Here is a 20,726-nt window from a genome sequence, read left to right as displayed (position 1 = left end):
AACGACTGGCCCCGGGAAGGGGCCAGTCAGTTTTAACGGGTGAGCAAGCTGCGTTCCATCCGCTGCAGACCCTCTTCCAGCAACGCCCGCGGGCAGCCGAAGTTCAGGCGCACGAACTGCTGGCAGTCATCGCCGAATTCGATCCCCGCGCTCAAACCGACCTTGGCCTGTTCCAGGAAGAACTGTTGCGGGTCGTCCAGGCCCAGGGCGCTGCAATCCAGCCACGCCAGAAAGGTGCCTTGAGGCGCATGCATGACCACGCCGGGCAGGCGGGTTTTTACCGCGTCGAGCAGGTAGTCGCGGTTGGCCTGCAGGTACTGCAGCAACGCCTCGAGCCAGTCGCTGCATTGGCTGTAGGCCGCGCGGGTGGCTTCCAGGCCCAGGGGGCTGACGCTGTCGACCATGCCGCAACGCGCCTGGTTGAAGCGCTCGCGCATCTCGGCGTTTTGCACTACGGCAAAACAGGTCTTCAGGCCGGCCACGTTGTAGGCCTTGCTCGCGGACATCAGCGTGATGGTGCGCTGGGCGATTTCCGGGCTGAGGCTGGCGGTGGGGATGTGGCGACGGCCGTCGAAGCACAGCTCGGCGTGGATTTCATCGCTGATGATCAGCGCGCCCTGTTCCAGGCAGGCATTGGCCACTGCGAGCAGTTCTTCGCGGGGGAAGACTTTGCCCACCGGGTTGTGCGGGTTGCTCAGCAATAATGCGCCGGCCCCTGTCAGCGCCTGGCGCAGCAGCGGCATCGGCGTGATGTACTGCGCGTTGACCAGCTTGAACGGCACTTCGATGCGCGGCAGGTTCCAGTTTCCGGGCGCCAGGCGAATCGGCCGATAGTTGGGGGTTTGCAGCACCACCGCTTGGCCGGGCTGCACGAAGGCATGCAGCGCCATATTGAAACCGGGTTCTACTCCGGGCAGAAACAGCAGCTCGTCCGGCTGCACGCGCCAGGCGTATTTGGCCCACAGGTCGGCAACGATGGCCGCGCGCACGTCCGGGCCGGCCACGCTGTAGCCGAGAATCTGCTGGTCGAGGCGCTGGTGCAGGGCTTGAAGCACGGCGGGTGGCGCGGCGATGTCCATGTCGGCGATCCACATCGGCAACACGTCGGGCGGGTAACGGTTCCACTTGGTGCTGCCGGTGCCGAGGCGGGGGTGGATCGTGTCGAAATCAAAGCTCATGGGGAGGCTCGTGTCGGAGAGTCAGGTGAAGAATGGCGCCGATTCTAGCGCCATTGGCCGTCGAGGCCAGCGCTGAATCGTTCCGTGACCGACAGGTTCTGTCATAAAAACGCCACTGCGCTGGGGATTGCATCCAAGTCGGGCTATTTTGGTGCATCTCAATAACCCGAGTAGCCAAGGATGAAATACCAACCCTTCAGCCGTACTTTGATTGCCACTGCGCTGGTATTGACGGTCAGCGGTGTGCAAGCCGCCTCCCAGGCCCCGGTGGCCGGTGAAAATGGCATGGTGGTAACGGCCCAGCATCTGGCCACGCATGTCGGTGTGGATGTACTCAAGGCCGGCGGCAACGCGGTGGATGCCGCCGTGGCCGTGGGCTACGCGTTGGCAGTGGTGTACCCGGCGGCGGGTAACCTGGGCGGCGGCGGCTTCATGACCGTGCAACTGGCCGACGGGCGCAAGACCTTCCTCGACTTCCGCGAAAAAGCCCCGCTGGCCGCCACCGCCGACATGTACCTGGACAAGGCCGGCAACGTCGTCGAAGGCCTGAGCGCCAAGGGCCACCTGGCCGTCGGCGTCCCCGGCACCGTGTCCGGCATGGAGCTGGCCCTGAGCAAATACGGCACCCTCAAGCGCGCCCAGGTGATTGCCCCGGCGATCAAGCTGGCGGAAAACGGCTTCGCGCTGGAGCAGGGTGATATCGACCTGCTGCACACCGCCACCGGCGAGTTCGAAAAAGACAAGGACCTGCGCGCAATCTTCCTGCACAACGGCCAGCCGTTGCAGGTCGGCCAGAAGCTGGTGCAGAAAGACCTGGCCAAGACCCTCAAGGAAATCTCGGCCAAGGGCAGCGATGGTTTCTATAAAGGATGGGTCGCCAAGGCGCTGGTGGATTCCAGCCAGGCCGGCAAAGGCATCATCACCCAGGCCGACCTCGACAAATACAAGACCCGCGAACTGGCGCCCATCGAGTGCGACTACCGTGGCTACCACGTGGTTTCGGCACCACCGCCGAGCTCCGGTGGCGTGGTGATCTGCCAGATCATGAACATCCTTGAAGGCTACCCGATGGCCGACCTGGGCTACCACTCGGCCCAGGGCCTGCATTACCAGATCGAAGCCATGCGCCACGCGTATGTGGACCGCAACAGCTACCTCGGCGATCCGGACTTCGTAAAGAACCCGATCGAACACCTGCTGGACAAAAACTACGCGACGAAACTGCGTGACGCCATCGAACCGAACAAGGCCGGCGACTCCCAGGCGATCAAACCGGGCGTAGCGCCCCATGAAGGCAACAACACCACCCACTATTCCATCGTCGACAAGTGGTTGGTAGACCTCGCGGTGTTACAAATTTCTTGACCCCCTCTCGGGCTGCTTTTATAGTCTCGCCCCCACCGCGATGGCCATTGGCATGCTCCTACCTACACACGAAAACACTCCAGTTCTGATCCGTCGCCTTGACGCAACCTCCAGCCTGCTAGGCATGGCTCAACGCATAATCCGCCCATGAAGCTCGTGTTCTCCACCGACAGCTTTAAGCTGATGGGCAGGGCATACCCAAATTTCCCGCTCATTCTGAACAGCGCCATGTGCATTGTCCCGGAAGCATTGGACTTTCTAATCAATGAGTGTGTAAGGCGCGGTCGTGTTAACAGCGAAGATAGTTGGGCTATATATGGTACGGCTATTTACGACTACTTGGCTTTCTGCGAGGCGAATGAACTTGCTTGGAATGACGTCACTGAGCGTGACAATCCAATCTTGGCGGTATATCGAGATTGGAGTATTTCTGAGTGCGGCCTGAGCAAGTCAACTGTCAATGCTAGACTTAGGGTTATAATTAAGTTCTATAAGTTTTCCTTTCGGCAGGGCTGGATTAGTTCCGTGCCTTATAGGTTGGAAGAAGTAAGGGTTCGAAGTCCGAAAGGTTTTTTGGTACATACCGATACATCTGGTGGGGTCATATTGGCGCCAGATGTAATGGTCAAGAATACAAGGACTACTCTTGGAGTTCTTACGCATCATCAAGTAACTCAGTTGATAGCGTCAATAACCAACCCGGAACACTTGCTACTCACTCGACTAGCTCTTACAACAGGCTTAAGGAAACAAGAGTTACTAACATTCCCTGTTAAGTATATTAGAAATCCTTCAGAATTCGTCGGCTCAAAATATCACGTCCGTGTGAACCTAGATCCGGGTGATATGGTTTTGAAAGGCGGAAAGCCCAGAGGTATAGATATACCTATGGGGCTCATGGAGGATTTGTGGAGGTATGTGCAGTTGGAGAGAGGGAGAAGATCCAATATCACTGGGGAACATCAGAAAATATTGTTTCTTAATTCTCAGGGACTACCATGGAGTAGCAAGGGCCGTGGTTTAAATAAAGTTTACAATGACTTAGGTCTGCCATTTCACGTTCGGCCACACATATTGCGGCATACTTATGCGACTCACTCCCTATATTTTTTGAGAAAGTTGAAGACTACATTCGACCCGCTTCTCTACATCAGGGATAGAATGGGGCATGCAAGTCTATCCACTACTGAGCAATATCTGCATTATTTAAGCATCCTTGAGAGCGATGTTATGGATCAATTTCAAACTGAGCTTGACGAGATGTGCAGGGGAATCGCTTTGTGAGCAAGAAAAAAGATTTCAAGATCAAAACGAACACCATTAAAAATGCATTAATTAGTTCTGAGGTTGATTCTCCTGGCGAAGTGGTTCCGCCGATCAAAAAAAGTGTAACGTTTCCGGCAAGCACTTCAAACCAAAAGACTTTCGACTTTGCGCCGTTTTACTCAAAAGGTTACGACGACATTGTATATCGTTGCCAGTCAACTATAGAGCGTTTTTTGTCAAATGCGATCTCTAGCAATCAACTAACAATGACTGTCGGAACAATTATTGGTTACTGCAATGGAGGGTTGGTCAAGTTATTCGCATTTTGTGAAAGCCTGATTTCAGTAGTCGGGAGTGATCTTGAACTTTCGGATATAGATAAGGGTTTTATCGCTAAGTTTAAGAAGTACCTTGAGGTTGGATTCTCTTATGGCGCGCAACGCACCGTTTACTTCCGGGTAAAGTCGGTACTGCTGGGGATCAATGGACAAGACTTCAAGTCTATTCTTCCTAAAAATCCTTACCCTAGTATTAAAAGACTTACAAAGTCCGAGAAGGCGTATTCAAAATTTGAGCGAAAGGGTATTGTCCAAGCTCTTTCGACTGAGATCCATAGGATCAAAGGTGAGACCACTCCGCTGTCAGCCAGCGACCTTTCCTACTGCGTGCTTTGGTTGTCTTCCTGCACAGGCATCAATACCCAGCCTTTAATAGAACTTCGAACTGATGCATTACAGCCGCATTTATTTCATCCTCACAAAAGGGTGCTGGTGACTTTCAAGCGGCGTGGAAAAAACACTCACATCACAACGCTGCGCAGAAGTGACGAAATCGAAACTATCCAGGAAATCGCCCCAAGGGTAGATACCGTCTTTCAGATGGTTGAAATTCGTAACGGTAGCCTAAGGCTTAACAGTGAATACAAGGACTCACTCTTTGTATTTTTGCAAAGCACCAACAGGGAGGCTACTCCCACCCGATTGACCTCTAGCCCTTTAACGTATGCCGCCAAACTCCTGTCTAAGAAGTACGAGCTGAAATGCGATGATGGTACTCCTTTGCAAGTCAATATAACTAGGCTAAGAAAAACGTTTGCTAATAGGGTATTCGAGCTCTCGGGCTACGATCCCGTGATTGCTGCTGCATTGGCTGGTCATACACTCAAGGTCAGTGACGATCACTATCTTGCTCCTCCGCCAGAGGCAGAGAAGAACCACGCGTTCATGGGCGAGATCCGTAATCAGGAGTTGCTATCGTTTAACGCGGACAGCACGCCAGTCGCAAGCTGTGCGGACAACAAGAATGGCCACAAGGCACCAAAAAACGGCTCGGTTTGTCTGGAGGTTTTTGGGTGTTTCAAATGCCCAAGCTTTGTGGTGACCGGGGATGACCTCTACAAGTTGTTCAGCTTCTACATGTATGTCGTTTCGCTAAGAAAAGACATGGGCGCTAAGCAATGGAAGCAGACCCATGGTTACATAATTCGCGTTATTGAAAGAGACATTGCGCCGAAGTTTAGCGACGACGTCGTATTCAATGCGAAACAACGCGCCAAGATTTCTCCTCATCCACTTTGGAAAACCAACCATATCGATTCACCGCTGATAGCCGTGGAGGAGTTTTGATGGCCCGCGCAGTAGATAAGCTGATTTTGAACTCAGAGTTGGCAGCAGGAGCCCTGCAGGATAACGATTTCAGTAATGTGATATTTTCTTTTGCGCAAACGGCAAGTGGAAGCTGGTCAGTGCTTAGCAAGTTTAGCGATGATATATGGAATATACCTGACTCATACTTCACGACTAACACTGCTGGCTCTTTCAAGAAGCTCGACTTCAGAAGGATTCCTGAAAGCTTTCGACACCTTATGAAGGTGTGCATATTGAAGTATTACCTGTTCGGTGTCTTTAATCAGGGGGCGCCCAGAGGTGCCACAATTGTAAACTTCTTCGTAGGCGCGCTAAGTTTTCTTAACTACGTGGCGAAGCACACGGTAAATCTCAAAGATATAAGTCCTGTCTTGTTTTCCAATTATGTTTTGGATACTAAGTCTCTGAAAGGGCGGAATTCGGAAACGCTGTCTGTAGACTCGCGCAGACTTCGATTTACCGCTATAGAAACATTGCATCACCTGAGCCAGGATACGACTGACCCAATGCCTCATCCATGGCCAGATTCATCTGCCTCTACTCTTTCTGGAAAAAATGGTACAGCTTGGTATCTTAAGGGTAAAACCCCTGTAATTCCGGATTCTGTTCTTTCCCTCCTGTTTCAAAAATCAGTAGAGGATATTGAAAATATTGATTGGCTCTTAGATCTTAAAGACGAGTGCAGGGCTATTAAGAGCCGAATCCCTGGGCCAGGTTATTCAACATTGCATACGATGCCTTACCTGAAAAGTATGGGCTACTCAGGTGGAGAGCGTGAACTTAATAAGGCTATTAGGAATGCTTACATAGCATCTGCAGTTATCATTCTTACCACCAGTGGCGTCAGGAATCATGAGCTTCTATCTCTTAAGACTGACTGCTATTTCTCTACCCTGGATGATGACGGCGGTCTTATTCACTGGCTCAGGGGGCGTTCAGAAAAAACTTATGAAGGCGATGCAGAATGGATCGTTACAGACATAACTAAGAAAGCTACTGCTGCAGCATCCCGTATAACCATGCATCTGCGTTGTGAACTCGAGCGCAATATTAAGGATCGCCTAATGTCCGATCCAGACTGCCTCCAAACGGCGGCCCTGGAGGTTCACCAGGATGCAATATTTATTGGTAAGGATCCTTCGACAGGTGAAATCAGAACGATCACAGGTGGATGGTTAGGAAGCCTGATTCGCCAGTATTGTGAAAAAATCGGAATCACTTGGGATATAGCACCTCATCAATTCAGGCGTACCTTTGCGGTCTACGTGGTTCGTAGCGCAATGGGCGATATACGCTATTTGAAAACGCATTTTAAACATTGGACGTTGGATATGACTGCGCTTTATGCCTCCCATGAACAGCGAGACTCCGAATTACTTGACGAGGTCATGGCGGCATTCTATGAAGCCAAAAACGACATTTTTGACCATGCCTTAAACGAATCCACGCCGCTCAGTGGCGGCTTAGCTGAAACAGTCAGAAACTATCGTGCTGCTAAGGTGCAGACTTATTCAACTCACTCCGAGATGGTCAAGACGGTATCTGACACCGTATTCATCCGCTCCACCGCAGTCGCATGGTGTACACATGATTTAGTCGGCTGCGTTGGTGGTGTAGGTGTGGAAGCTACTCGCTGTGCAGATTGCTCTCATTCCCTGATCGACGATACTAAAATCCCGATATGGAAGGGAATCTACTCACAGCAACAGGAACTCATCCATCTTACCGACATTGGCGCTTCGGGAATCGAGCGCGTGAAACGAGATTTGGATCGGTGCGTGAAGGTATTATCTGACCTGGGTGTAACAGTAGAGGGCAGCGTATGAGCGTTGGTGAAAAGACATCCATCAGCAAGGGAGAGCTCACCCGGAATGCGATTCGCATCGCTATTATTGCCATCACGAAAGGTCGCCCTAAAGTTGTTAGCAAAGATCGCAAGATTTCAATCAAAGCCGTTGCTGAAGAGGCGGGGGTCAGTAATGCGACTATCCACAACAACCATCCTGATCTAGCCGAGCAGATCAGGCGATTGGCCAACAAGGATGTCCGTGAAGACAGGGATGCGGTTAAGCAGACGCTCACGGAGCAGCGCAAGAAGGCTGCTGAGCTCCGAGCCGACATCGCCGAGCTAAAGGCACAGCTCGCGGAAATCGCGTCTGTGAACGCGTCTCTGATGCTTGAGAATCAGCAGCTGAAATTGAGACTGATCAGCCCTAATGTTCATGAACTTAAGCGATAGAAAGTCCGATAAGTGTTATTAGACCGGAAGCCCCTGCCAGTGGGGGTTTTGCTGGTATAACAGTGTTACAAGGTCTACCAAACAAGTGGGGCAACGCGGTCTCGGTGACCTACACCCTCAATGACTGGTTCGGTGCCGGTGTGATGGCGAGCAAGACCGGGGTGATTCTCAACGATGAAATGGACGATTTCACCGTCAAGGTCGGCGTGCCGAACATGTACGGCCTGGTCCAGGGTGAAGCCAACGCCATCGCACCAGGCAAGGCGCCGCTGTCGTCGATGAGCCCGACCATCGTGACCAAGGATGGCAAGGCGGTGATGGTGGTCGGTACGCCGGGCGGCAGTCGCATCATTACCGCGACCTTGCTGACGATTCTCAACGTCATCGATTACAAGATGAACATCCAGGAGGCCGTCGACGCGCCGCGTTTCCACCAGCAGTGGATGCCGGACACCACCAACCTCGAGACCTTCGCGGTCAGCCCGGATACGCAGAAGATCCTTGAGAGCTGGGGCCACAAGTTTGCCGGGCCACAGGATGCCAACCACTTGGCGGCGATCCTGGTGGGCGCGCCATCCCTGGACGGCAAGCCGGTCGGCAACAACCGTTTCTATGGGGCCAACGACCCGCGTCGCAATACCGGCCTGTCCCTGGGCTACTAAGCGCTGCAACTCACTGTAGGAGCGAGCTTGCTCGCGAAGAGCGTCAACGATAACGCGGGCATTCTGGATTAACGCGGTGTTCTTGCGTTTTTCGCGAGCAAGCTCGCTCCTACAGTATCTGTTTGACGGCCGCGAAGGCTTTGGCGCGGCGTTCTTCCCAATTTCCCCTGATCACCACCAGGGCCTGGCGATGCTGCTGCATCCAATCCAGGCTGTGCTGGAAAAACGCCTGGCGGTCGGCCAGTTCCGGCTGGCAACGCTGGCCGTCGGCGGTCCATTCCACGTCGTCGGGGGACAGCAGCAGGTGCAGGTCGTAGTGGCGGGCCAGCAGTTCGTCGTCAAGCCATGTCGGATAGTCGCCGAACAGGGTCTGGCTCCAGAGTCTGTTGGTCAGCAGGTGCGTGTCGAGGATCAGCAGCGCAGGGCGCTCGGCGCGGGCGGCATCTTCCCAGGCCAGTTGTCCGCGGGCGATGGCCGGGATGTCGGCCAGCGTGGTGTCGCGCTGATGGTGGTCGATGAAGTGCCGCACGTACTCGCCCACCATCAGTCCGCCGAACTGCGTTTGCAACTGCGCGGCCAACCAGCTTTTACCGCTGGATTCGGGGCCGGCCAGGACCACCACCTTCATGCGCGCAACGCCGGGTCGGCGCGCCATTCGCGCCAGCCTTGCACGGCGATCGCGGTGAACAGCGCATAGAGCGCGGCGGTGAGGTAGAGGCCTTTATAGAGGAACAACCCGACGAAAATTACATCCACGGCAATCCACAATGGCCAGCACTGCACGCGCTTTTGCGCCATCCACATCTGCGCCACCAGGCTGAAGCCGGTGAGGGCGGCGTCGAGCCAGGGTTGGGCGGCGTCGGTCCAGTGAGCCATGGCGGCGCCGAGCAACAGGCTGCCGACCGCGCCGATAGCCAGGCTGGTAAGGATCGCGGACCAGCCCAGGCTGGTGACTTGGCGACCTGGCTTGATGTCCCCGGCGCGTCGGGTCCACTGCCACCAGCCGTAGACTTGCAGGGCGGCGTAGACCACCTGCAACAGCATGTCGGAATAGAGTTTCACGTCGTAGAACACCCAGGTGTAGAGCAGCACCATCACCAGACCGATGGGCCAGCACCAGGGGTTTTGTTTGACCGTCAGCCAGACAGCGATCACCCCCAGCGCGGCGGCGAACAGTTCAAGCCCGGACATGGTGGTTCCTTGGGAGAGAGGGAAAGGGCGGGGATTGTAACCAATCTTCAAAACACAGGAAGGCAAATGTGGGAGGGAGCAAGCCCCTCCCACAGTTTGAGTGGCGTCAGACTTTGAATTGACGCAGCAGGCCGTCGAGCTGCTCGCTCAACCCGCGCAAGTGTGCGCTGGCCACGCTGGACTGTTCGGCCGCCACTGCCGTGTTGTGGGACAACCCGGCGGCCTGGGTCACGTTCTGGTTGATGTCCTCGACCACGTGGGCCTGTTGCAGGGTGGCGCTGGCGATCGAGGCATTCAGGCCATTGAGGTTGCGCAGGGCCTGGCCGATGGCGGTGAGGCTGGCCCCGGCCTGGCCGGCCTGTTCGATGGTCAGTTGCGACGCGCTGTGGCTGTCGCTGATGACCTTGACGGCCGCTTCCGAGTGACCTTGCAGACGCTCGATCATGACCTGGATTTCAGCAGTGGATTTCTGCGTGCGTTGGGCCAGCAGCCGCACTTCGTCCGCCACCACCGCAAACCCGCGGCCTTGCTCACCGGCGCGCGCGGCTTCGATGGCGGCGTTGAGGGCGAGCAGGTTGGTCTGGTCAGCGATGGAGCGGATCACTTCGAGCACGCCACCGATCTGCGTGCTTTCGCTCGACAGGGTGCGAATCACTTCCACGGCCTGGCTGATGGTGGTGGACAGTTGGTCGATCTGCTGCAAGCTGCTGTCGATGTTCACTTGGCCTTGCTCGGCCTGGGCCTGGGCATCGCGCATTTCGCTGGCGGCGTGCTCGGCATTCTTGGCCACGTCCTGCACGCCGTAGGTGACTTCATTGACCGCGGTGGCCACCAGTTCCATCTGTTGCGACTGTTGCTGGCTGCGGTCGTGGGCCTGGCTGGCGTTGTTGCCCAGCTCAGTGGAGGACTGGCCCAGCGCATTCGCGCACATCTGCAACTGGCCGACGACGTGGCGCAGCTTGGCGGTGAAGCTGTTGAAGTGCTGGGACAGTTGAGTGACTTCGTCACGGCCATGGGTGTCGAGGCTGCGCGTCAGGTCGCTCTCGCCGCTGGCGATATTGGCCATGGCATTCACGGCGGCCTGCAGCGGGCGCACGATGCTGCGCACAATCAACGAGACCAGGAGGGCCATGACCACGGCGATGCCCAGGCCGACACCCGAGGCTTTCCACACTTGCGCGTTGAATTCGGCTTGCACGTCATCCACATACACGCCGGAGCCGATGATCCAGCCCCACGGTTCGAACAACTGGATATACGAGGTTTTTTCTATCGGCGTATCGGCACCCGGCTTCGGCCAGCGGTAATTGACGATACCGGCACCCTTGGCCTTGGCCAGGCTCACGAACTCGTTGAATATTGCAAAGCCGTCCGGGTCGCGAATCGACGAGAGGTTCTGGCCATCGAGCTTGGGGTTGGCCGGGTGCATGATCATCACCGGCGTCAGGTCGTTGATCCAGAAATATTCGTCTTTGTTATAGCGCAGGCCGCGCACCGCGCTCAGGGCTTGTTTCTGTGCCGCTTCACGGGGCATGACGCCGCTGGTTTCGAGGCCGTGATAAAACGTCAGGATTCCACTGGCGGTCTGTACGACGTGTCGGGTCTGCAGGCTTTTGGCTTGATAGAGGTCGTCATGGATCTGTTTGAGCATCAGCAAACCCAGGGCCAACAGCATCAACACGGCGACTACCAGGATCAACCAGAGACGGCGGCTGATCGACATATTGCGTAAACTGTTCATCGTCCTGTCACTCCGTGCTTTTTATAATTCTCGGCGTTGCATCGACTTTTACGCCTTGTCTGATAGGCTTTCGGCCCGAAATCGAAAAACCTGAGTACTGCCTGATTTTTCACGGAATTTTTGCAGACCGGCGTTGAATATCAACACCGGGCCTTTAGTGCGCTCAACGTCAGTGAACCATTAAAAAGACTAACGAGGCTTGTCTTAGCGCAAGACCTTTGGGGGAAGTATGGATTTGTGGACCGCCGCACAGGCGTTGATACTCGGCGTGGTAGAAGGGCTGACGGAGTTTTTGCCGATCTCCAGTACCGGCCACCAGATTATCGTCGCCGACTTGCTCGACTTTGGCGGCGAACGCGCCATGGCGTTCAACATCATCATTCAGCTCGGCGCGATTCTGGCGGTGGTCTGGGAGTTTCGCCGCAAGATCCTCGACGTGGTGACCGGTTTGCCGACCCAGCGCAATGCACAGCGCTTTACCGTCAACCTGCTGATCGCGTTCCTGCCGGCCGTGGTGCTGGGGGTGATTTTCGCTGATCTGATTCACCATTACCTGTTCAACCCGATCACCGTCGCCACGGCGTTGGTGGTGGGCGGCATCGTGATGTTGTGGGCCGAGCGGCGCGAGCATGAAGTGCATGCCGAGAGCGTCGATGAGATCAGCTGGAAGGACGCGCTCAAGGTCGGTTTTGCCCAGTGCTTGGCGATGATCCCGGGCACCTCGCGCTCGGGCTCGACCATTATCGGCGGCCTGCTGTTCGGCCTGTCGCGCAAGACCGCCACCGAGTTTTCGTTCTTTCTGGCCATGCCGACCATGGTCGGTGCGGCGGTGTATTCGGGCTACAAGTACCGTGACCTGTTCCAGCCGGCTGACCTGCCGGTGTTCGCCATCGGGTTTGTCACCTCGTTCATCTTCGCGATGATTGCGGTCAAGGGCCTGCTCAAGTTCATCGCCAGCCATAGCTATGCGGCATTTGCCTGGTATCGGATTGCATTCGGCTTGCTGATCCTGGCGACCTGGCAGTTTGGCTGGATCGATTGGTCTGCGGCCAAGGCATGATGATTCAGCACCCACGCCTGAAGGCGCTGATCTTTGCGCTGTTGTGCGCGGCGCCATTATTGGGCTCGGTATTGGTGTGGCATCGCGGCGAGACCGTGATGCCGCTGGCGGCCTATGGCGTGGTCAGCGTGATCGCGTTTTTGCTGTACTGGAGCGACAAGCACAAGGCGCGCACCGACGCTCGGCGCATTCCCGAAAACATCCTGCACGCCGTCGAACTGGCGGGCGGATGGCCGGGGGCGCTGATTGCCCAGCAGGTGTTCCGGCACAAGACGCGCAAGGTCTCGTATCAGGTGCTGTTCTGGGCAATCGTGCTGTTGCATCAGGTGTTCTGGCTTGACCAGTTGTTCCTCAGCGGCACGCTGGGGTCAGTCCTCTAGCAACAACCCGACCTGCGTGCGCTTGGGCAACTTGCTCACCACCAACTGGTGAGAGCGCTGCAACAGGCCACGCAACTCCTCGGTGCCCAGCGGGTAGGGCGTGTTCATGATGATCCACTGCGCGCGCGCCAGGTACGGCGCCGGGTGGATGCCCGGGCGGTCCACATGGCCGAGGAACAGTTCCTTGTCGACCTTGAACGCCAACGAGTCACCCCGCAGGTTCTGCAAGGCGAACATCTTGTTGCCGGCAATCGAAAACACTCGCACGCCACCCCATTTATAGTCTTCCCGCGCGCCGGGCAGGCTCAGGCAGAAGTGCGCGACTTGTTCTTCGGTCATGCTCATAACAGGCGGTCTCCACAGCTTTTAAAGCCTTCTTCCAGGTAATCGATCCACGCGCGAATCGCCGGCAGCACGCCACGGCGATGCGGGTACACGGCCTGCAACCAGCCGCCCGGCAGCGACCATTGCGGCAGCAGTTGCACCAGTTGGCCGCTGGCCAGTTCTTCTTCGCAATACATCATCGGCAGCACGGTGAAGCCCAGGCCCTTGAGTGCGCTGGCTTTGCGCACAATGAAATCATCGATGCCCAGGCGGGCTTCCATCACCAGGTCTTCGGCGTTGCCTTGGGGGTCGAGCAGGCGCAGGTGGACCATGCGGTCGGCTTCCAGGGCGCCGAGCACCGGCAATTGCTTGAGGTCGTCGAGGTTGTCGACCTGTCGGCCGCGCATGAAGTCCGGGCTGGCGACCAGCAGCGTCTGGGCCTGGCGCAGGCGCTTGGTGACCAGCAGCGGGTCTTCATCGCCGAGCTCGCGCACCCGCAACGCCACGTCAATGCCTTCGGCCACCAGGTCGACGCGGCGGTTGACCGGGGTCATTTCCAACTGCACCTGGGGGTGGGCGGCGAGAAACCCGGCGACCAGCTCCGGCAGGATGTGCTGGGCCATGCCCACCGGGCAACTGACCCGCAGCCGCCCGCGGGGTTCGCTGGACATGCTGGCCACGGCCTCGTCGGCCATTTCCGCTTCCAGCAGCATCGCCTGGCAATGGCGCAGGTAACGCTCGCCGACGGCGGTCAGGGTCAGTTGCCGGGTGGTGCGTTGCAGCAGACGCGCGCCAAGGCGTTCTTCCAGCTCGGCGATCCGCCGCGACAGGCGTGACTTGGGAATCCCCAGCAGGCGCCCGGCCGCCGCGAAGCCGCCGGCTTCCACGACTTTGGCGAAATAGTAGAGGTCATTGAGGTCTTGCATGCTCGGCCTATTGTCCTGTCAGTAGGACGAACTATCGCATTTCAACTACCTTATCGGCTATTGGTTTCATGCGTAGGCTTAACACCATCTGATTCGCATCGCTGATCTTATTTGGAGCTTACCCATGAAACTGTTGCACATCGATTCCAGCATCCTCGGCGACAACTCGGCTTCGCGCCAGCTCAGTGCCGGCGTGGTCAAGGCCTGGCAAGCGGCCGAGCCGGGTGTGGAAGTGACTTACCGTGACCTGGCCAGCGAAGGCATCAACCACTTCTCCGGCGCCACCCTGGCTGCGCTGGGCACGCCGGCCGAACTGCGCGACGCCGCGCAGCAGCACGAAGCCGACCTCAGCGCGTCGACCCTGGCTGAATTCCTCGCCGCCGACGCCGTGGTGCTGGGCGCACCGATGTACAACTTCACCATCCCGTCCCAGCTCAAGGCCTGGATCGACCGCATTGCAGTGGCCGGCCAGACCTTCCGCTACACCGAAGCCGGCCCGGAAGGCCTGTGCGGCAACAAGAAAGTCATCATCGTCTCCACGTCCGGCGGCCTGCATGTTGGCCAGGCAACCGGCGTGGCCCACGAGGAATACTTGAAAGTCATGCTGGGCTTCCTCGGCATCACCGACATCGAATTCGTCCGCGCCCAGGGCCTGGCGTATGGCGATGAGTTCCGCAGCAAGTCCCTGAGCGACGCGAACGTTGTCATCAACGAACAATTGTTCGCCGCCGCGTAAGACTTGTGTAAATTTCGCTGTTGCTCGGTTTCAATCTGAAGCCGGGCGCCTAAACTCTGTATTCTGCTCGCCTGAACGCGACCGGAGTACGGAGTTTTTTCGTTGGCCCGCTGTCTTTACTTTGGCCCAGGTTATGCACGCATGGGTTTATCACTCGGTGCGAGTACCTTGAACCATGGACATCTTGAATAGACATGCCGGTTATCGCGCAGCAAAGGTGGACATCCTCATGATGCGTCTTTGTGCTGTTTTGGTTCTTTCCCTGCTTGGCGGCCTGGTTTCAGTGCACGCCGCGCCTGCGCCGCACCCGCATTGGAGTGTGGGCTTCCACCGCATGAGTTTTCTCGACCCGCTGGATCTGCAGCCGATGAATGCCATCGCGTTCTATCCGTCCACCGACGTTGAGCACACCACCCGGGTGGGTGGGTATCACGTGGCCGCCACGGAAGATTCGAAGATCGCTATCGGCCGTTTCCCGATGCTGATGCTGTCCCACGGCAACACAGGGACGCCGCTGGCCCTGCATGACCTGGCGACCTCCCTGGCGCGCAAGGGCTTTGTAGTCGTGGCGGTGCTGCACCCCGGCGACAACTACAAGGATCACAGCCGCCTGGGCACGTTGAGCAACCTGTATGGGCGGCCGATCCAGATTTCCGAAGCGATCACCGCGACCCTGGGCGACCCGATGCTGTCACCGTTCGTCAACGTCGACCAAGTGGGTGTCATCGGCTACTCGGCCGGTGGCGAAACCGCGTTGATCCTGGCGGGCGCCAAGCCCGATTTCGACCGCCTGCGCCGCTATTGCCAGGAGCGTCCGGAAGACCGCGACGCCTGCACCACCAAAGGCGAGCTGGTGGTGGACCGTGATGACCTGCAGCCACAAGCCGACCCACGTATTCACGCGTTGATGTTGATGGCGCCGTTGAGCTTGATGTTCGGGCGCCACACCCTGGCCGACGTCCACGTGCCGGTGCTGCTCTATAGCGGTGATGGCGACAAGCTGGTGGCGGTGGACAAGAACGCCGCCGCCCTGGCGCGCAAGCTGCCCGAACCGCCGGACTTCAAATTGCTGGCCGGGGCCGGGCATTTCGTGTTCATGGCGCCCTGCGACAGCGATCAACTGGCGCTGATGCCGGCAATCTGCACCGATGCCGATGGCGTCGACCGCGAAGGCATTCACCGCGATCTGACCTCCGAAGCCGGGCGCTTTTTCGCTCACACCCTCGGGCGATCCACCCGTGCCGGCCTGCAGACGGCGGATCAGTAAGCGCGACGTTTGAGCAGCAAAGTCACGCCCAAGGCGCTGAGTGACAGCAGTGCGGCGCAGAAGAAGATCCAGCCGTAGCCGAGGTTCAACGCCACCGCCCCCATCAAGGGCCCGGCAATCGCCAGGGCCAGGTCGAAAAACACGGCGTAGGCACTCAGCCCCGCGCCACGGCTGCTGTTGGGCACCTGCTTGATCGCTTCCACGCCCAGCGCCGGGTACACCAGCGACAAACCGAAGCCAGTCAGCCCTGCACCGATCAATGCCACGCCGGTAGACGGCGCGAGCCACAACAGCGTCAGGCCCAGGGTCTCGATAATCATGCACCCAATCGCTGCGCGGAAGCCGCCAAAGCGGCTGATGGCCGAGATAAACACCAGGCGCGAAACGATGAAACACACGCCAAATACCGTCAAGCAATAGGCCGCGCCAGCCCAGCCGCGATTGAGGTAATACAGGGTGATAAAGGTGGTCAGGGTGCCGTAGCCGATGGACGCCAGGCACAGGCTGGCGCCAAACGGGGCGATACGCCCGAACACCGCCCAGAACGGCAGGCGCTCGCCGCGGACCACCGGCACGGACGGTTTATTGCGGATCAGCACCAGGCCGAGCGCCGCCAGCACCGACAGGGCGATGCCAAGGCTGTTGTAGCCGTATTCGGCGACCATTACCACGCCCAGCGGCGCGCCAATCGCGATGGCGCCGTAGGACGCAATGCCGTTCCAGGAAATCGAGCGCCCCGTATGCTCGGCGCCGACCTGGCCCATGCACCAACTGATGGTGCCCACGCCAATCAGGCCCTGGGCCACGCCGAGCAACAAACGAGCGACGATCAGGATGCCCAGGCTCAACAGCGGCAGGCTTTGCAGCAGTGTTGCCAGCAGCGTCAGCCCGCCGCTGGCCAGGATGCCGCCCAGGCCGAGCACGATTGCGCGTTTGGTGCCCACGTTATCGGACATGCGCCCGGCCATGGGGCGGCTGAGCAGGGTGGCGAGGTATTGCGAACCGATGGTCAGCCCGGCCACCACCGCGCTGAAACCCAGTTGCTCGTGTACGTAGCCTGGGATCACCGCGATCGGCAGGCCGATGCAGATAAAGGCAATAAAGGTGTAGAAGACGATGGAGACGATCTGCAGGGTGATCGACAGTGAACTCGGGGCGGCGGCAGACATGAGCACTCGTTCGCGGGCGGGCGGTGAGGGCATCATCGCAAGGGCTCGGAGGAAAAGAAAGCACCCTAACTATCAACCCGGCTGACCGACAGATACAAAAAAGCCCCGTCGCAGTGGACGGGGCTTTTTCTTGTCGCTAACAGCTGATCGCAGTGCTTAGAAGACCACGCCTTGGCTGCGCAGGTAGTCGTCATAAGTGCCGCTGAAGTCGATCACGCCGTTGGCGCTCAACTCGATGATGCGGGTGGCCAGGGACGATACGAACTCACGGTCGTGGCTGACGAAGATCAGCGTGCCCGGGTAGTTTTCCAGCGCCAGGTTCAGCGCTTCGATGGATTCCATGTCCAAGTGGTTGGTCGGTTCGTCCATGATCAGCACGTTGGGCTTTTGCAGGATCAGCTTGCCGAACAGCATGCGGCCTTGTTCGCCACCGGAGATGACCTTGACCGACTTGAGGATCTCGTCGTTGGAAAACAGCATGCGCCCCAGGGTGCCGCGGATCACTTGCTCGCCCTGTGTCCACTGGCCCATCCAGTCGAACAGGCTCATGTCGTCTTCGAAGTCGTGGGCGTGGTCCTGGGCGTAGTAGCCCAGTTCGGCGGCGTCGGTCCACTTGATGCTGCCGGCATCCGGCGTCAGTTCGTTGACCAGGGTACGCAGCAGGGTGGTCTTGCCGATACCGTTCGGGCCGATGATCGCCACGCGCTCGCCGGCTTCAACCTGAAAGCTGAAGTCCTTGAACAGCGGCTTGCCGTCGAAGCCTTTGGCCATGCGATCGACGATGACCGCCTGGCGGTGCAGCTTTTTGGTTTGTTCGAAACGGATGAACGGGCTCACACGGCTCGAAGGCTTGACCTCGGCCAGCTGGATCTTGTCGATCGCCTTGGCACGGGAAGTGGCCTGCTTGGCTTTCGAGGCGTTGGCCGAGAAGCGGCTGACGAAGGATTGCAGTTCGGAGATCTGCGCTTTTTTCTTGGCGTTGTCCGACAGCAGTTGCTCGCGGGACTGGGTCGCCACGGTCATGTACTCGTCGTAGTTGCCCGGGAACAGGCGCAACTCGCCGTAGTCCAGGTCAGCCATGTGGGTACATACGCTGTTCAGGAAGTGACGGTCGTGAGAGATGATGATCATCAGGCTGGAGCGCTGGGTCAGGATGTTTTCCAGCCAGCGGATGGTGTTGATGTCCAAGTGGTTGGTCGGTTCGTCGAGCAACAGCACTTCAGGGTCGGAGAACAGCGCCTGGGCCAGCAATACGCGCAGTTTCCAGCCGGGGGACACTTCGCTCATCGGGCCGAAGTGCTGTTCCAGGGGAATACCCAGGCCCAGCAGCAGTTCACCGGCGCGGGATTCGGCGGTGTAGCCGTCCATCTCGGCGAACTCGGTTTCCAGCTCGGCCACGGCCATGCCGTCGTCTTCGCTCATTTCCGGCAGCGAGTAGATGCGATCGCGCTCGGCCTTGACCTTCCACAGTTCTTCGTGACCCATGATCACGGTGTCGAGCACGGTGAATTCTTCGTAAGCGAACTGGTCCTGGCGCAGTTTACCCAGGCGCACGTTCGGTTCCAGCATGACCTGGCCACCGGACGGATCCAGGTCGCCACCGAGGATTTTCATGAAGGTCGACTTGCCGCAACCGTTGGCACCGATCAAACCATAACGGTTACCGGCGCCGAATTTGACCGAGACATTCTCGAAGAGCGGCTTGGCGCCGAACTGCATGGTGATGTTAGCTGTGGAGATCAATTACTTTACCTATCAATAGCTTAGGGTGCGCTTATTTGAGCTGGGACCAATTTGGGACCAATCTGGAGCTCTTCCGATTCGCTCCAGTCCGAGCTTGGGTTGATCCAACGCGCATAAGTCGAGAGCAGCATCTGCGCACGATGGCCGAGCTGCTGGGAAATGAAGGCGGGGTTCATGCCAGACATACTGCATATTGTCGCATAGGTGTGACGACAGTTGTATGGCGGTCGACGACGGATGTTCAATGCTTTCGGTGTTGGAGTCCCCTGTAGTGCAGCTCGGTCGTCTGCTTCACGCTCTGCGAGTGCGTCGGTGGCGGGAAAAACCAACGGCGTTTCACGCACCGTCCAAGCAGATATCCGTGCGCTTCGCGTATTTGAGGGGGAGGGCGCCGTGAGGGTAGGGCTGGGGCTCCGTTCGTACAGCGATTGTTTACAGATTCACACGCAAAAATTACTTATTAATACAGTTCCTGTTCCAGCAAAACTTGATACTGCACAGGCTTAAAGCCCTGGCAGGTTATCCAAAAGGGCAATGTCATTTTGGTAAGACAGGAACCATGTCCATGCATCTCCCTCGTATCCTCATTAGTGTCAGTTTGTCCACTGTGTTGCTTGGACTGATCGGTTGCGCACCGACGGCGATAGTGGGGCCCGCCGCCAACACCGTGCGCGTCACTCATAACGAACCTGGCGCCGAGTGCCAGTTCTTGGGGGATGTTACGGGTAGTCAGGGCGACTTTCTGTTTGGCAGCATCACTGGGAACGCGAACCTGGAGACCGGAGCCCGTAACGATCTGAAAAATAAAGCCGCAGCGATGGGGGGCAATCGGGTTTATCTGCTCACTGAGCGAGCGGGCCAAACCGGTTCGGACAAGCGATTGGAGCAAACCAACGTAACCCTTTCAGGAAACGTTTATCGCTGCCCTTGACGGTGAGCCTGGTCGGTTGCCACGCCTAAGTTGAGGGAGATCAGTAATTATCGGTCGGATAAAAGCTCCAGTCGGAACCGCAACTTGTTGGCTGGACGAAATGCGGATCGCTCAATTGCTGCCGCATAAGTGAATCCCCGTTTAACCACGCGTAGTCGATAGAGCAGAGTCGTATGGCTGGCTAAACCAGCGACTTTTGAATTTGATGATCAAATGTCTCTAGAAAGTCGTGCATGCTGAGTTCTCCGAGATCTACGGTTTTAGCGCCGCCGGCCGCGATAAAGGTTATGTCAGTGATACCCAGGACGTTCAGGATCAGTTTCAAATAGTGGGTCGCAATGTCACGGTCTTTAATCGGCGAGTCGTCGGTATATACACCTCCCGAGGCGAGCAGCACTGTTGCTTTTTTACCGGTCACCAGTCCTTTGCCATCAACGCCCAGGGTCAGGCCTTTACGCACCACATGATCGACCCAGGCCTTGAGTGCCGCAGGGACGTTATAGTTGTAGACGGGTGTTGAAATAACCAAGTGATCGGTTTCCAGCAACTCGGCCGCAAGTTCATCGGATAGTTGCAACACCGCTTTCATTTCAGGCGAATGTTGGGGGGCGGGGGTGAAGTAAGCCTGTAACCAGGGGGCTGTCACGAAGGTCAGCGGGGTGTCCGTTAGATCCCGTATTTTGATGGCGCCCCGAGGGTGCGCAGCTTCCCATGCGGCCACGAAGCGGCGAGTGAGCTGTCGGGAAATCGAAGCATCCCCACGTGGGCTGGTTTCAATGGTGAGAAGCCTGGACATGAAAGTAACTCCTGCGCGGTGAGGGGGCGGTATGTTTTGCGTTGTCGCGGTAGGCGATGTGCGACACACTCTACCCAATGCGATCTATAAGCAGGAGTGATGTAAA

The 20,726-nt window shown here is 57.5% G+C and carries 18 protein-coding genes and 3 pseudogenes; 11 read left to right on the top strand and 10 right to left on the bottom strand.

From position 1 onward, the window contains the following. Nucleotides 1-32: 32 nt before the first annotated feature. Entirely contained in the window at nt 33-1,178 is a 1,146-nt protein-coding gene (locus TU80_RS24225; protein ID WP_046383215.1) for a MalY/PatB family protein, read from the bottom strand. Nucleotides 1,179-1,358: 180 nt separating this feature from the next. On the opposite strand from TU80_RS24225, the pseudogene ggt reads away from it, so the two are divergent. From ggt to TU80_RS24195, 6 genes and pseudogenes are all read left to right on the top strand, one after another. Further along, nucleotides 1,359-2,510, top strand: a pseudogene (gene ggt, locus TU80_RS24220) (gamma-glutamyltransferase); the annotation flags it as partial. A gap of 180 nt (nt 2,511-2,690) precedes the next feature. Beyond that, a complete protein-coding gene (locus tag TU80_RS31990) occupies nt 2,691-3,827 on the top strand; it encodes a tyrosine-type recombinase/integrase (protein ID WP_082643887.1) in 1,137 nt (378 codons plus the stop codon). Continuing rightward, entirely contained in the window at nt 3,824-5,434 is a 1,611-nt protein-coding gene (locus TU80_RS24210; RefSeq protein ID WP_134939408.1) for a hypothetical protein, read from the top strand. Before TU80_RS31990 ends, TU80_RS24210 begins: the two co-directional genes overlap by 4 nt. Next, a complete protein-coding gene (locus tag TU80_RS24205) occupies nt 5,434-7,281 on the top strand; it encodes a site-specific integrase (protein WP_057005544.1) in 1,848 nt (615 codons plus the stop codon). The genes TU80_RS24210 and TU80_RS24205 overlap by 1 nt, the downstream gene beginning before the upstream one ends. Beyond that, nucleotides 7,278-7,694, top strand: a complete 417-nt coding sequence (locus TU80_RS24200; protein WP_057005543.1) for a hypothetical protein — start codon at nt 7,278-7,280, stop codon at nt 7,692-7,694. Before TU80_RS24205 ends, TU80_RS24200 begins: the two co-directional genes overlap by 4 nt. A gap of 80 nt (nt 7,695-7,774) precedes the next feature. Beyond that, a pseudogene (locus tag TU80_RS24195) lies at nt 7,775-8,356 on the top strand (gamma-glutamyltransferase); the annotation flags it as partial. A 109-nt stretch (nt 8,357-8,465) separates the two neighbouring features. On the opposite strand, the gene TU80_RS24190 reads toward TU80_RS24195, so the two are convergent. The 3 genes from TU80_RS24190 to TU80_RS24180 all read right to left on the bottom strand — a co-directional run bounded on the left by TU80_RS24190 (nt 8,466) and on the right by TU80_RS24180 (nt 11,288). After that, the gene (locus TU80_RS24190; protein ID WP_046385264.1) at nt 8,466-8,984 is read right to left on the bottom strand and encodes an AAA family ATPase; all 519 of its coding nucleotides are present in this window, start codon (nt 8,982-8,984) and stop codon (nt 8,466-8,468) included. Continuing rightward, the gene (gene pnuC / locus TU80_RS24185; protein ID WP_046383216.1) at nt 8,981-9,547 is read right to left on the bottom strand and encodes a nicotinamide riboside transporter PnuC; all 567 of its coding nucleotides are present in this window, start codon (nt 9,545-9,547) and stop codon (nt 8,981-8,983) included. Before pnuC ends, TU80_RS24190 begins: the two co-directional genes overlap by 4 nt. Before the next feature lie 106 nt (nt 9,548-9,653). Further along, entirely contained in the window at nt 9,654-11,288 is a 1,635-nt protein-coding gene (locus TU80_RS24180; protein ID WP_046383217.1) for a methyl-accepting chemotaxis protein, read from the bottom strand. Nucleotides 11,289-11,517: 229 nt separating this feature from the next. Between TU80_RS24180 and TU80_RS24175 the strand changes: the two genes are divergently transcribed. Then, entirely contained in the window at nt 11,518-12,348 is an 831-nt protein-coding gene (locus TU80_RS24175; protein WP_046383218.1) for an undecaprenyl-diphosphate phosphatase, read from the top strand. Next, a complete protein-coding gene (locus TU80_RS24170; RefSeq protein WP_046383219.1) occupies nt 12,345-12,728 on the top strand; it encodes a DUF1294 domain-containing protein in 384 nt (127 codons plus the stop codon). The genes TU80_RS24175 and TU80_RS24170 overlap by 4 nt, the downstream gene beginning before the upstream one ends. On the opposite strand, the gene TU80_RS24165 is transcribed toward TU80_RS24170, so the two are convergent. Further along, nucleotides 12,717-13,073, bottom strand: a complete 357-nt coding sequence (locus TU80_RS24165) for an MmcQ/YjbR family DNA-binding protein (protein ID WP_046383220.1) — start codon at nt 13,071-13,073, stop codon at nt 12,717-12,719. The genes TU80_RS24170 and TU80_RS24165 overlap by 12 nt on opposite strands. Next, entirely contained in the window at nt 13,070-13,978 is a 909-nt protein-coding gene (locus tag TU80_RS24160; protein ID WP_046383221.1) for a LysR substrate-binding domain-containing protein, read from the bottom strand. The genes TU80_RS24165 and TU80_RS24160 overlap by 4 nt, the downstream gene beginning before the upstream one ends. 124 nt (nt 13,979-14,102) lie before the next feature. Between TU80_RS24160 and TU80_RS24155 the strand changes: the two genes are divergently transcribed. Continuing rightward, a complete protein-coding gene (locus TU80_RS24155; RefSeq protein WP_046383222.1) occupies nt 14,103-14,714 on the top strand; it encodes an FMN-dependent NADH-azoreductase in 612 nt (203 codons plus the stop codon). Between the two features lie 229 nt (nt 14,715-14,943). Beyond that, complete coding sequence (locus TU80_RS24150) at nt 14,944-15,981, top strand: alpha/beta hydrolase family protein (RefSeq protein WP_026140063.1); 1,038 nt, start codon at nt 14,944-14,946, stop codon at nt 15,979-15,981. On the opposite strand, the gene TU80_RS24145 is transcribed toward TU80_RS24150, so the two are convergent. The 3 genes and pseudogenes from TU80_RS24145 to TU80_RS33515 all read right to left on the bottom strand — a co-directional run. Next, nucleotides 15,975-17,150, bottom strand: coding sequence for an MFS transporter (locus tag TU80_RS24145; RefSeq protein ID WP_057005542.1), 1,176 nt, complete (start codon nt 17,148-17,150; stop codon nt 15,975-15,977). The two genes, TU80_RS24150 and TU80_RS24145, sit on opposite strands and share 7 nt — an antisense overlap. Nucleotides 17,151-17,306: 156 nt before the next feature. Then, complete coding sequence (locus TU80_RS24140) at nt 17,307-18,893, bottom strand: ABC-F family ATPase (RefSeq protein ID WP_026140064.1); 1,587 nt, start codon at nt 18,891-18,893, stop codon at nt 17,307-17,309. Nucleotides 18,894-18,913: 20 nt separating this feature from the next. Further along, nucleotides 18,914-19,242, bottom strand: a pseudogene (locus TU80_RS33515) (site-specific integrase); the annotation flags it as partial. Nucleotides 19,243-19,452: 210 nt separating this feature from the next. On the opposite strand from TU80_RS33515, the gene TU80_RS24135 reads away from it, so the two are divergent. Beyond that, nucleotides 19,453-19,824: a DUF4156 domain-containing protein gene (locus tag TU80_RS24135; protein ID WP_199918374.1), complete on the top strand. Its 372-nt coding sequence runs from the start codon at nt 19,453-19,455 to the stop codon at nt 19,822-19,824. A gap of 181 nt (nt 19,825-20,005) precedes the next feature. On the opposite strand, the gene TU80_RS24130 is transcribed toward TU80_RS24135, so the two are convergent. After that, entirely contained in the window at nt 20,006-20,620 is a 615-nt protein-coding gene (locus TU80_RS24130; protein ID WP_057005540.1) for an FMN-dependent NADH-azoreductase, read from the bottom strand. Nucleotides 20,621-20,726: the final 106 nt, after the last annotated feature.

The sequence above is a fragment of the Pseudomonas veronii genome, assembly GCF_001439695.1.
Classification (GTDB): Bacteria; Pseudomonadota; Gammaproteobacteria; order Pseudomonadales; family Pseudomonadaceae; genus Aquipseudomonas; species Aquipseudomonas veronii.
Note: the sequence above shows the minus strand (reverse complement) of the source record. Positions and strands in the feature narration are given on the sequence as shown.